Source organism: Foetidibacter luteolus (assembly GCF_009650435.1).
Lineage (GTDB): Bacteria > Bacteroidota > Bacteroidia > Chitinophagales > Chitinophagaceae > Foetidibacter > Foetidibacter luteolus.
Genome location: NZ_VVIP01000059.1, coordinates 316,307 through 329,588 on the forward strand (window position 1 = coordinate 316,307; position 13,282 = coordinate 329,588).

The following is a 13,282-nucleotide window of genomic DNA, read 5'->3' on the forward strand; positions in this document are numbered from 1 at the left end:
TACTATTTACCATCAATACTTTTTAAATAGCTTTTTAATAGTGCAAGGCCTTTTTCGTCAATAACGGTTGTGCCCAATGCAGGCATCCTGCCTTTTTTGATAGCGTTAGCCGCTTTTGCTATTAGCTTTCTTGCATTCTTATTATGCCCGTCGCCTTCTTCAAATGCAAACCTAAAACGTGATTTTGCGCAAAAGCCATTATCATTGTGGCAGTGGGCGCAATTAACATCCAGGTAGGCCCGCACCCTTTGGTACAACACGGCCGTTGTATCTGTGCCTGAGGGTAATGCGGTAAAGATGCCGGGGTTAAAACTGTTGATAATGCCTTGTTGCTGCAGGTATAATAGCTGGTTAATAAGGCTATTACTTCTTACTACATTCATGTTAAGATTGCCGGGTTTAAAGCCAAGCGGACTTATTTCGCCACCCTGTGTATGACAGTTGTTACATTCGTTACCGGATGGGATATGGTATTCTATTTTTTTTATAATACCATTTTCATCAGTAAAGCTCAGTGGTTTATTTACAGCTTTGGTTGTAAGGGTTGCCGTCTCCTGGTTGCCGCTCCAGTTGTAGGTGCCTGTTTGCCATCCATATTTACCTTTTAGCAGCACCCTTGTTTCTACCAGTTGCCTGCCTTTGGATGTATCCCGACAGTCAATAAAATAGTAAAAAGTTTTTACCAGCATAGTGCCTTCCGGAAACTCAGGTACACCGCCACCTGGTATAGCCAGCGGAACATTTTTTGGCAACATAATGAGCCGCTGTTTTTCCGCATAGTCAGTAAATAAACCTGTGGAAATTTCATATTCTGTTAACCTTGCATCCGGCCGCAGGCTTAAAGGGTTATCCTGGAAGATGTGTAAGGCATATATGTTTTGCGGCAGTAAACTATCCGCATACTCAACAGCGGGCATTTTGGGGTTATTAAAGTGCAGGTTAGCTGCTGCTGTGTAAATGCTTATCATGGCAGCGGCGATGGTGATTTCACGTTTCATTGCTTTCTAATTTCGGCTGCAAGTTAACCAGGCGTAAAGGGGTGGAATAGAACAAAACCGACAAGTGTTTTGTGGCAGGGGTGCCGGTATGTGCCAATGCTTTCTGTAATCCAAAGTTTCGGAACTCAGGCTGGTATTCTTAATTAAACGACATTGATTCTCAATTATCTGCAAAGTGAAAATCAAGACACAAAGCGGTTAGAAACAAAAAAGGCTACTACTGCTGCTGCAAAAACTTCAGGTTTCTCTGTATGCCTTTAAATTTTGTACGCTTAAGCGCGGAGTTTTTGAAAATGGTACGAAAGGACTCCTCGGTCATTTCTTCCCACTGGCGGGTAGATAAGTTCAGTATTTCCGGGATGGGTGCAAAGTGGGGTTCGTTATGGGGCTGGCTGAAGCGGTTCCAGGGGCACACATCCTGGCAGGTATCGCATCCAAACATCCAGTTACTGAATTTACCTTCCATTTCAGAAGGTATCAGCATATCTTTTAACTCAATGGTAAAGTAAGAGATGCATTTGCTGCCGTCAATCACTTTGTCTGGCAAAATAGCTTCTGTGGGGCAGGCATCAATGCACCGTGTGCAAGAGCCGCAGAAGTCTTTAGCGAACGGCGCATCAGGTTGCAATGGTATATCAACAATCAGCGTGGCGATGAAAAAGAACGAGCCCTGCTGCCGGGTAATCAGGTTTCCGTTGCGGCCCAGCCAGCCCAGGCCACTTTTTTGCGCCCAGGAGCGCTCCAAAACCGGAGCAGAATCAACGAAGCCCCGGCCATTAATTTCGCCGATTTTATTATTGAGCAATTGCAGGAAACTATTGAGCTGTTCGCGTATAACGTTATGGTAGTCTGCACCGTACGCATATTTGGAAACCTGTGGTGTACCAGGTTGTTGCGCCTGGGAGGGGTAATAGTTTTTCAGTACAGTAATAACCGATTTGGCGCCGGGCACCAGCAGGGTAGGGTCAATGCGCATGTCAAAGTGGTTTTCCATGTAGGCCATGCTGCCATGCCTGCCTGCCGAAAGCCAGTTTTCCAGGCGGCGGGCATCATCATCCAGTTTAACTGCCCGGGCAATGCCACAAAAACTGAAACCACATTGGATGGCCAGGTTTTTTACAATATCTGTATGTTGTTCTATGGTCAAATAAGGAAAATTTAAGCTGTAATTCAGGTGGTTGGCCGGGAAATATTTTAATATTGCGTTTCTAAATTCTTTAAAAAACTCAACATTTAATGTACAATATGAAACGTTCAGCCTTGTGCCTGTGTGTTTTTATTTTGTCCGTATCCACCGCCGTATATGCGGGAAAAGACAAATCCACCGCCAAAATTAAGTTCGGCGACGTGAAGCCGGAGGATTTTTCCAACAAAGTTTATAGTATTGACAGCAGCGCCAATGCAGTGGTATTGGCTGATATTGGCAGTACGGAATTTGAAGGGAATACCAAAGGCGATTTCTCCCTGATTTTCAAAAGGCATAAAAGAATCCACCTGATTAACAAGAACGCTTTTGACCTGGCAACTATTGAGGTGTTATTGTATATTCAGAATTACAGTTATGAAGAAAAACTGGAAGGACTTGAAGCTGTTACATACAACATTGAAAATGGACAGGTGGTAGCTACAAAACTGGATAAGGAAAGTATTTTTAAGGATAAGTATGACAAGAACCACATGATTAAGAAATTTACTTTTCCAAATCTAAAGGAAGGTTCTATCATTGAATACAAGTACAAAATAGTTTCACCGTACTACGAGAACCTGCAGCCCTGGGAATTTCAAAGCAACATACCCCATTTGTGGAGTGAGTATACGGTTACCATTCCCCAATTATTTGACTATGTGCTGGATAAACAAAACTATCTCCCTTTTGAAATAGATACTGTTTCCACCTCCAGGGAGTCTTACAATATACTGGACCCCAGTACTTCAGCCAGTGGAAGTAGCCGGACTTTAAACATACAATCCAATACGGTTACCGCTAAATGGGCCATGAAAGATGTGCCTGCGCTTAAGGAAGAAAGCTATATAACATCACTTGATAACTATGTGCAAAGAGTAGGCTTTCAGTTGAGGCGTATTAAATATTCTGATACTTATACCAAGGATGTAATGGGTAACTGGTACCAGGCATGCGAACGCATGATGAAAGCGGAATATTTTGGCGAACCACTTACCCATGGTAATAACTGGCTGGATGATGATTTGGAGAAAGCTACAGCGGGTACCACCAACAATCTTGAAAAGGCGCAAAAAATATATGCTTATATAAGGGACAATTTTACCTGTAAAACCAATAACGGGAAGTATTTAAGCAGCACTTTGAAAAAAGTTCACCAGGACAAGAGTGGAACTGTAGCAGATCTTAACCTGCTGTTAGTTGCGGCATTTAAAACACAAGGTTTTGAAGCTTTTCCTGCTATGTTAAGTACAAGGGCCAATGGTAAAGCCAGCGAATCATTTCCTCTGTTTGATAAGTTTAATTATACCATTTGCCGGGTTAAAGTAGATGACAGCTATTACATGCTGGATGCATCGAACCCAAAATTGGGTTTTGGTAAATTGCCTCTGAAGGTGTATAACGGAACGGCACGGGTAATAGACCCGTCTTACCCCATATTGGTTGACTTGTCGGCAGATTCGCTGGTTGAAAAAAAGCTCACCACTGTTTTCATTTCTGCTGACGGGAATAAAAAATTGCAGGGAAGTTTTGCAAGTAATCTCGGTTATTTTGCTTCACTGAAACTGAGGGAAAATGGCGGAATAGGTAATGGGGATGACTACCTGAAAGAATTGAAGAAGCAGTATAATATGGAAGTAGAACTTTCTAATGCCAGCGCTGACTCTATCAAAGTTCTGGAAATGCCCACAGCATTACGCTATGAAATGAAGTTTGACTTTAACGATGAGGACGTTGTTTACTTTAACCCGTTGTTTGGTGAAGCGCAAAAGGATAATCCCTTTAAAAGTGCGGAAAGGTACTACCCGGTAGAAATGCCATATTGTACAGACGAAACTTATGTGTTTAACATGGAGATTCCAGAGGGATACAAGGTGGAGGAATTACCAAAATCTGCCCGGGTGAAGTTGAATGAAGATGACGGGATGTTTGAGTACCTGATTGGCGCAGCCGGAAACAGGATTCAGTTAAGGTGCAGGCTGCAAATAAAGAAAGCACTTTTTGAACCGGAAGATTACCAGACACTACGTGATTTTTATGCTTATGTAGTAAGCAAAGAAGCCGAACAGATTGTGTTTAAGAAAAATGATGGCAATGCAAAAAATTAGTTGTTTACTAATCGTAATAGTGTTATTATCGGAATTATCCGCACAAAAGTTTTCTGCTGACCTAATATCAGATTCTTTAATTGTGAATGCGCATGCAGTTAAACGCTATGATGAAAAAATATATGAAATAAAATCTCCAGGCAGGGCCAGTCTTAAAGAACGTCATGTATATACAATTCTAAATGAAGAAGGGATAGGTTATGGGATTTATAAAAGTTACTATGACCAATTCACTTCAATAAATTATATATCCGGTATTTTATACAACGAGTTCGGAAAAGAAGTAAAGCGTATAAAGACAAAAGATATGCAAGATGTTAGCGTTTCCGATGGATTCAGTCTCGCAAATGATGATAGGGCAAAAAAAAATGAATTTTATAGTAGAACTTTTCCTTACACTGTGGAATACGAGGAAGAGGATGAAATTAATGGAATCCTTGATTTGTCGGATTGGCAACCTCTATCAGCTCCTGGTCTTTCTGTGGAATATAGTAAATATATTATAGTTGCTCCGCAAAACTATTTGGTTAGGTATAAGTTATACAATGGGGCGCCGCCTCCTGTAATAACGGAAAAAGGTGACAAGAAAATTTACACCTGGGAAATTAAAAATGTACCTGCAAAAAAAAATGAAATCTTTTCTCCTTATTGGAGAGAGCTTGTGCCATACGTAATGGTTGCACCATCCGAATTTGAGGCGCAAGGTTATAAAGGAGATATGACTACTTGGAAGAGTTATGGTCAATACATGTATCAATTGATAAATGGGAGAGATGTTTTACCGGAAGATATCAAAAGAAAAGCTCATGAGTTAACAGATAATCTAAAATCTATTAGTGAGAAAATAGCTGTTCTTTACAAATTTATGCAGGATAATACTCGGTATATAAGTATACAACTCGGAATTGGGGGATGGCAACCTTTTGACGCTAAATATGTAGCGGAAAAAAAATATGGTGATTGTAAAGCGCTCTCAAATTATACAATTTCTCTCTTAAAGGAAGTGGGGATCAAGGCTAAGTATGTTGAAATAAATTCTGGAAATGATAAGGCCCCGCTTGTCGAAGACTTCCCTAGTAATCAGTTTAATCATGTTGTTGCTTGTGTTCCGTTAGGAAAAGACACCATTTGGCTTGAGTGTACTGATCCGACTAGATCGGCCGGGTTTATGGGAAGTTCAACCGGAAACAGAAAGGCTATTTTAATTGATGAGAACGGCGGTCATGTTGTTTCTACGCCGAGATATGCCTCTAAAGATAATTTACAGATAAGAAAAACAATAGCAACTATAAATGATAAAGGTGATTTAAGCGCGGAGCTAAACACCACCTATACAGGAATTCAGCAACAAATACCTCATGCTCTTATTTATGCAACATCAAAAAAAATGAGAGATGAATATTTGAATAGCCTGTTTGACTTACCTACTTACCAGGTTGAAAAAAGTGAGTACACCGAGATTAAGGCGATATTGCCTACCGTAAATGAATACCTGTTAATTACTGCCAGTGGTTATGCAAGCATTACAGGAAAACGTTTGTTTATACAACCAAACATCTTCAATCTCTCGGGTGCAAAAATATCAACAGATAAACCTCGCCAATACGATATTGTGTATAGGGAGGCTTTTAAAGATATAGACACTATTCAAATTAAAATTCCCGACGGCTACGTACCAGAAGCGGTGCCTAAAAATGTAATCATTGATAACCAATTTGGGCGATATAGCATCAGTTATGTAATTAAAGATAATCTTATAGAACTGGTAAGATTTTATGAAAGAAACCCTGCAAGATATCCAGCGAAAGATTATCCCGATTTTGTAAAATTCTACAACGACATCTACAAAGCCGACCGTGCAAGAATAGTTTTCGTAAAAAAGGAAGGATAATTTATCCTTCCTTTTTCCTTTCCTGTTATTACTTCGAATGTAAAACCGTGGTTATCTCAAATCAACCGGAGCATGATGCAATGCCAGGTCAGTATTGGTGAAGCTGAATGGCTGCCGGATTGAAACGGAAACCCCGCTGAAGCCTCAGTGCGATGGCTTTTGCGGCGGAGTTGCAGTGGAAAGCCGGAACTGAAGCCTACCATGGCAAAATAGCCGAAAGCCCCTGATCCTATTGCCCCATCATATCTGACCCCCCACTCTGGTCTGCCCGGGTATTTTTGCGTTTAAACAGGTTGGCATCAAATTTTCCGAAGCGGTAATTGAAGATAAGCCTTGCCACCTGTGGGTCACGCCTGCGCTGGGAAACCTGGTTGAAAAACTCTGACTCCGAATAAGTTTTATATACCTGCGCACGGGTAAAGTCGTTCATGCTGAGGATGATGGATGCTGTGTTGCCACCCTTCCAGGTAAAGTCTTTGCGAATGGCTATATCAAAACTATACCGCGGAAAAACATAACCCTGGGCAGAAGATACGGGGCCACCGAAAAAGCCGCCACCGCCTCCGCCACCACCGCCACGACGCCCGCCGCCGCCACCTGACTGCGGCAATACTGTTTTGGCCTGGTAATCTGCTGATAGCTGAACAGAAAAGCCTTTGCCGAGTTTAACGTTGTTATTCATTTTTACAAACCAGCTCCACCGCTGCTGGCTTAGGTTGCCTGTAATATTATCACCATTTATTTTGGAGTTGAAAATGTTTACGTTCATGGTCATATCCCAAATTTTGTAAACGGTAATCCTGTTGGTTAGTTCAAGCCCGTAGCTCATGCTGCTGCTGGCATTTACATAGGTGCTGAAGAAAACACTGTCTGCCTTAACGATGCTTGTATCCGGGTTGCCGGCCTTATAAATGTAATTGGTAATAAGATCGGTACTGTGTTTAAAGAAAAGCGAAGCCAGGAAGTTGGCGCCTTTGGTATAGGCGTTATTGTAATTTAACTCGAATGAATTGGTGAACTCAGGCTTTAACCCAGGGTTGCCAATGCTTAAGTTAAGCGGGTCTGAGTTGTCAATAAACGGCAATAACTGAAAGAAATTGGGCCTGTTAATGCGACGTGAGTAGTTGGCCTGGAAATCCTGCTTATCATCTATCTTGTAGGTAATAAACGCACTGGGGAAAAGGCTTAAAGGAAAATCTACTTTAAACGCAGAATCCTTGCCCAGCAAAGTGCCATCGTAGCTGGAGCTTTCTGCCCGTAAACCTAACTGGTAGCTCCATTTTTTGGTTTTAAGGCTGTAAGTGGCATAAGCGGCGTACACCTGGTCTTTAAACTTGTAACGGTTGCTTAAAGAGCCCGACAGTACGTAGGTTTGCGTGGCGTGGTCGAATGTGTACTGGTTATTATCGCTTTGAAAATCGCGTATGGCGGTTCTTACACCAGCCTCCAACTTTGAGTTTTCAGTAAGCGGGTTTTCATAATCACCCTGTATGGTTAGAAATTTATTGTACCCGCTGCCATCTACTTTTTGTATCAGCGAGGGGTATTTGGAAGAGTTAGATTCGTTAAAAAAGTTGGTAGTGTAAGTGCCCTCATTATCGTTGTTGCTGGAGTTATAGTTAACATCAGCGCTTAAATCGTGGCCTGTTTTAGCAAAATTGTGCTTGTAGCTTAATTGCGATCCAAAGTTTTTGAAATTCCTTTTGCTAAAGGTATTCCTCCGGCTGTTGGTAAGCAGGCTGTTGTCAACGGTGGAGTCAATAATTTGGTCTTCCTCGCTGTCAAACTTTCCGCGGTTGTAATTGGCGGAAACAGAAATGGTATTCCTGTTGTCCATAAAGTAATCAAAGCCGCCCCTTAAAAATCCAAAATAGCCATCGTTTTCACCCTTGCTGTCCTGGTAAACATTGCTGGCGGGGTTAGAAAAATTATTCCTGTCTGTATAACCCCAGGATTTCGATTTGCGCTGGTTAAAATTCGCGCTGGCAAAAAAGTTCAATTTGTTTTGGCGTACATTAAGGTCAAGGCCGGTATTTATCCTGGCGCGGCTGTCTATGCCTGCTCTTATGCCCCCGTTGTAACCCACCTTTTTATTTTTTTTCAGGATAATGTTTAGTATGCCCGCATTACCGCCAGATGCATCGTATTTGGCGGAAGGGTTAGTAATCAATTCTACTTTCTCAATTATGTCCGCGGGTATCTGGTCTAATGTAAGTGTGGTTGGCCGGCCATCCACAAACAGGGTAGGGGCAGCGTTACGCAACGTTACATTACCGTCAATATCAACGTTTAAAGAAGGTATCTGTTTCATCAGTTCGGCGCCCGTTTGCCCACTGCTTACAATGTTTTTGTCAACGTTAAAAATTTTGCGGTCAACACCCATTTCAAAAAAAGGCTTGGTAGCTGTAACTGTTACATTGGCTAAAGTGGCGTCATTCTGTACCAGTTTTAAATTGCCCAAATCTTTATCAATGGCGCCCATCATTTGTTGCATACGGTCGCCGCCGTCACCTTGTCCGCCGCCTTCCTGTGGCATTTTCAGGTCAAAAGAAACCTGTTGGTCAAGGTCAGTATATCCAATGGCAGAAGCCTTAAGCCTAAACTTGCCAAATACCGGCAGGTTCTCTATACTAAAATCACCGTTAGGCTGGCTTATAACGGTTGCGAGAATACTTTCTTTCATCTTTTTGGTAGCGGTGTCAAATCGGTTGCCTACCAAAACAACACTCACCCCATCAATTCCTTTATTGGTTTTGCCGTCAACAACTTTACCATAAAAGTGGCCTATGTTCATGTTTTGCCTGCCGCCGGGCCTTCTGCCTTGCGGCGCCTGTGCATAAAGCATGTTAAACGATGCGGCAATTAAAACAAGTGTACAAATGAGTTTCATAAAGAATTGTTTAGTAAAAGGGTAAGGCATTTATAAGTTTAATGAAAATTGTTCAGCAATTCTTGCCAGCATTAACTGGTTGTGCAGGTTATAGCTTTGCCTGCGGCAAATAAAAAGCATTTGGTACTTAGCGTTCGGAACATGTATTAAACTTCGTTGTGTCACTCACTTGTACTGCATATCATTATTGGGCAGGTTACCCCCATGTCCCGGGGCATTACGGTGAATTTTACCATTGTATAACAACCGGCCTTAACCGCTTTTGCAACAAAGGTTCAGCCATAAGACCATGACCCGCTGTGGCGGTTCTGGTAACTAAACATTGCAAAGGAAACAAAGGTTTGAAGTGTAATTTTATTTATTCGGCTGCCAATCTAAATTATTAGGCAATCAGCGTTATCAAAACCTGCACAATTCCTATGATAAAACCAAGTACACCGCCAAGAATTTCCACGAAACGGAATTCTTTTGACATGATCTGGTTAAGAATGTCTTCCAGCTTGCCGGAAGAAAAAGAAGCTACTTTGGAGATAACAATTTTCTCAAGGTCAAGGTCGTGCTCAAGTTGTTGCATGTAGTTTTTCATTAATTCGGGGAAAAGCAGTTTTAGTTCGGCAATAAAGATTTCTTTTAATTGATTAATCGTCTTATCGCCGATAAACATACTGATTACAGGCATTGTTTCTGCAAGCTTTACACGAAGAAAATGATCAATGTGCCGCTCTACCAGCGGCATTAATTTTTCAATGTTTTCGGGGTTAGTTATTTTTTGTTCAATGTCAGAGAAAGATAAAAGTTCCTGGCTTACCAGCTTTCCCAGCTTTTCGGCAAAAATGTGCTGGCGTTTGGGGAAAATACCCTGTATGGTAAAGCCGAGTATTTTTTTGGGTTCCCTTGGGTGAAACAACATTTTTATGGCAATCCAGTTGGTAAACCAACCGATAAAAGCGGAAATGATGGGAATAGACAATAACCAAATGTTCATAGAATGGTGTTTTAAAAGAAAAACCTTGTAAACGGTTAAGCTTACAAGGTTTGCCGGGGAGATAAATGGGGTTCGAACCCACGACCTTCGGAACCACAATCCGACGCTCTAACCAGCTGAGCTACTACCTCCATTTTTAATTGCGGGCTGCAAAAATAGGTAAATTCAAATATCAGGCAAAACTTTCTGAAAGGATGTTTGGTGATACACAGGTTAGTAGGCTTTGAAACCTGTAAACACAAGGCTGGCCTAACAAAAGCAGGCCGGGAAAAATAACACCGGCACGTAAACATGCCTGTGCTTATGATGCATGATGAACAATGCTGCGTAGAATTACAAGGCGTATAAGTGACACAACAGGCGACTCCATGAAAAACTGTAGCTGGTGGCCAAAAAATGCCATTTTTTCAGTAATTAAGCATAATTTTGCAGCCCCGTATAAAACCACGGGATTTTTATCATGAGCGAAAACAATATTGTTAATCAAAACGCTGAGCAACAGGAGTCTGCGCCGGTAGCTGAAAATACAGCCGCTGAAGCAACTACAGCGACAACAAATGAACCTGTTGAAGAACAATCTGCCGCCGCTGAACCGGTAGCAGAAGCAGTAGCCGAAACAACCCCTGCGGCCACTGAAGTTAAAGCCGCCGAGCCAGTGGCAGAAACCATTGCCGCACACGACGACTTTGACTGGAGCATTGACAAACGCAACGTATCCCACTACGCTGCAGAAGAAAAAGCCAAATACGATAAAGTGTACGAAAACACTTTTGTTAGTATTGAAGATGGTGAAATTGTTAGAGGCGGTGTGGTAGCCCTTACCAAAACAGATGCCGTTATAAACATTGGCTTTAAAAGTGATGGCCTTATTTCCCTGAACGAATTTCGTGATTTAGCCAGCCTGAAAATTGGTGATGATGTGGAAGTAATGGTGGTTGAAAAAGAAGACCGCCAGGGCCACCTGCACCTTAGCCGCAAATCTGCCCGCATTTACCGTGCCTGGGAAAGGATTGTGGAAGTGCATAAAACCGGCGAAGTGGTTACCGGTACCGTTACCAGCAAAACCAAAGGTGGTCTTATCGTTGATGTATTTGGTATGGAAACCTTTCTGCCAGGTTCTCAGATTGACGTTAAACCTGTTACAGACTACGACCAGTTTGTGGGCAAAACAATGGAATTTAAAGTGGTTAAGATCAACGAAACCATTAAGAATGCCGTGGTATCTCACAAAGCGCTTATAGAAAGCGATATAGAAGCACAGCGTGCCGAAATCATCAGCAAACTGGAGAAAGGCCAGGTGCTGGAAGGTACTGTGAAGAACATTACAGACTTTGGTGCTTTTATGGACCTGGGTGGCCTGGACGGCCTGCTGTACATCACCGATATTTCATGGGGCCGCATTTCTCACCCAAGCGAGGTGCTGAAACTGGACCAGAAATTACAGGTGGTTGTTCTGGACTTCGACGACGACAAACGCCGTATAAGCCTTGGTTTAAAACAATTAACACCGCACCCATGGGATGTGCTGCCTGAGTGGATACACGAAGGCGCTACCGTTAAAGGTAAAGTGGTTAACATTGAAGACTACGGCGCATTTCTTGAAATTCAGCCGGGCGTAGAAGGCCTTGTTCACGTAAGTGAAATTACCTGGGCTAACACGCCAATCAATGCCAAAGAGTTCTTTAAACTGAACGATGAGCATGAAGCTAAAGTGGTTACACTGGATAAAGATGCACGCAAAATGAGCCTTTCTATCAAACAATTGACAGAAGACCCATGGAGCACCATCGAAACCAAATTCCCTGAAGGCAGCAAGCACAAGGGCCTTGTTAAAAACATTACCCCTTACGGTGTGTTTGTTGAGCTTGAGCCGGGCATTGGCGGCATGATTCACATCAGCGACCTTAGCTGGTTGAAACGCTTTAACCATCCTTCTGAATATACCAAGGTTGGTGAGCACATTGACGTGATCATCCTGGGTATTGATAAAGACAACCGCAAGCTGCAGCTTGGCCACAAACAACTGGAAGAAGACCCCTGGAATGCACTGGAAGATACCTTTGCTACAGGTTCTATCCACGAAGGCACTGTAGTACGCAGGGATGATAAAGGCGCTGTTGTTCAGTTGCCCTACGGCCTGGAAGGCTTTGCCCCTGCACGTCACCTGGGTAAAGAAGACGGCAAAACCATTTCGGCTGATGAAACCAACCAGTTTATGGTTATTGAGTTCGACCGCAATGAAAAACGCATTCTTCTGAGCCATGCACGTGTTTGGGAACAGGCTAAAATAGAAGAGAAAGAAGCAGCGAAGAAAGAAGCCAGGTCTGAGCAGGATAAAGCAAGAAAAGCGGTTAAAAACATCCAGAGCAAAGTTGAAAAAGCAACTTTGGGTGATTTGGGCGCTCTTGCTGAAATAAAGGAAAAATTGCAGAAAGAAGAAGAGAACAAGGAACAGAAATAAGCAATGCCTTATATGTAAAAAGCCACCGGTAACCGGTGGCTTTTTTTTGCCCTTAACTATCCACATACAAGTGGTTTATCCTTACCTTTTACCACGGTCGTGCCCACGGCCCTTGTTTTCTTTTTTCCCTTGCTTTTTATATCCTTTCGCTACTTTGTATTTTACCTCTTTACTGTCACGAATAATAACCTGCCTGCCAAAATTGTTTTTGTAGTTTTTGTATTTAACACGGTACACATTGTTGTGCAGGTAAGGCCTGGGTTCGTTAATCACCACTTTGTAACCACGGTAGATATCATAGTTTCTGTAGCGGTAAGGAAGCGCTGATGCAAACATCCACCTGCCGTTATCAAAGTACACGTATTGCTTTTGCGGCACATTGTAATAAACATCAATATCGGGTAAGTAGTAATAATCAACATGGTCATACCCAACAGGTCCCCATACAGGCTGTGCGCCTATGTTAATATTCACGTTAACCTGGGCCTTTGCGTTGCCGGTAAACATAACTCCTGATACAATCGCGGCGAGTAAAATAAACTTTTTCATAACTGCTCCTTTTTTGTTTTAAGACACAGCCTGGGCATTTGGGATTAATGATTATTTGTTATAAAACGGGCAAAGCGTTAACAGTTGTTACCAACCCAGCAAATTTTGCTGCCAAATCATAATTTTTTGCGCAGCAATGCCGCATGTACATTATTGGCAGATTAACAGCGGGTAAATGCGGATACCAGCGTTCGGTTTTTTATAGCAGCATCGTTGC

8 protein-coding genes and 1 tRNA gene are annotated in these 13,282 nt (G+C 42.4%); 3 read left to right on the top strand and 6 right to left on the bottom strand.

All coding sequences use genetic code 11. The annotated features are described in order from the left end of the window. Positions 1–2: 2 nt before the first annotated feature. Positions 3–998, bottom strand: a complete 996-nt coding sequence (locus F0364_RS19965) for a hypothetical protein (protein WP_153799565.1) — start codon at positions 996–998, stop codon at positions 3–5. A gap of 217 nt (positions 999–1,215) precedes the next feature. Then, positions 1,216–2,145 (bottom strand): tRNA epoxyqueuosine(34) reductase QueG, encoded by a 930-nt coding sequence (gene queG / locus F0364_RS19970; RefSeq protein WP_153799566.1) that lies wholly within the window; start codon positions 2,143–2,145, stop codon positions 1,216–1,218. Between the two features lie 98 nt (positions 2,146–2,243). Between queG and F0364_RS19975 the strand changes: the two genes are divergently transcribed. Beyond that, positions 2,244–4,289 (top strand): DUF3858 domain-containing protein, encoded by a 2,046-nt coding sequence (locus tag F0364_RS19975; protein WP_207632786.1) that lies wholly within the window; start codon positions 2,244–2,246, stop codon positions 4,287–4,289. Next, on the top strand, positions 4,276–6,180 hold the full coding sequence (locus tag F0364_RS19980) for a DUF3857 domain-containing protein (protein ID WP_207632787.1): 1,905 nt from the start codon (positions 4,276–4,278) through the stop codon (positions 6,178–6,180). Before F0364_RS19975 ends, F0364_RS19980 begins: the two co-directional genes overlap by 14 nt. 229 nt (positions 6,181–6,409) lie before the next feature. Here the strand turns inward: F0364_RS19980 and F0364_RS19985 are convergent, their stop codons facing one another. From F0364_RS19985 to F0364_RS19995, 3 genes are all read right to left on the bottom strand, one after another. Beyond that, the gene (locus F0364_RS19985; protein ID WP_207632788.1) at positions 6,410–9,070 is read right to left on the bottom strand and encodes a TonB-dependent receptor; all 2,661 of its coding nucleotides are present in this window, start codon (positions 9,068–9,070) and stop codon (positions 6,410–6,412) included. A gap of 382 nt (positions 9,071–9,452) precedes the next feature. Next, entirely contained in the window at positions 9,453–10,055 is a 603-nt protein-coding gene (locus F0364_RS19990; RefSeq protein WP_153799570.1) for a DUF445 domain-containing protein, read from the bottom strand. A gap of 57 nt (positions 10,056–10,112) precedes the next feature. Next, positions 10,113–10,186: transfer RNA gene (locus tag F0364_RS19995), tRNA-His, on the bottom strand. Positions 10,187–10,515: 329 nt separating this feature from the next. On the opposite strand from F0364_RS19995, the gene rpsA reads away from it, so the two are divergent. Continuing rightward, positions 10,516–12,516: a 30S ribosomal protein S1 gene (gene rpsA / locus F0364_RS20000; RefSeq protein WP_153799571.1), complete on the top strand. Its 2,001-nt coding sequence runs from the start codon at positions 10,516–10,518 to the stop codon at positions 12,514–12,516. Positions 12,517–12,597: 81 nt separating this feature from the next. Here rpsA and F0364_RS20005 read toward each other — a convergent pair whose 3' ends face one another. Further along, a complete protein-coding gene (locus tag F0364_RS20005; protein WP_153799572.1) occupies positions 12,598–13,065 on the bottom strand; it encodes a hypothetical protein in 468 nt (155 codons plus the stop codon). Positions 13,066–13,282 lie beyond the last annotated feature (217 nt).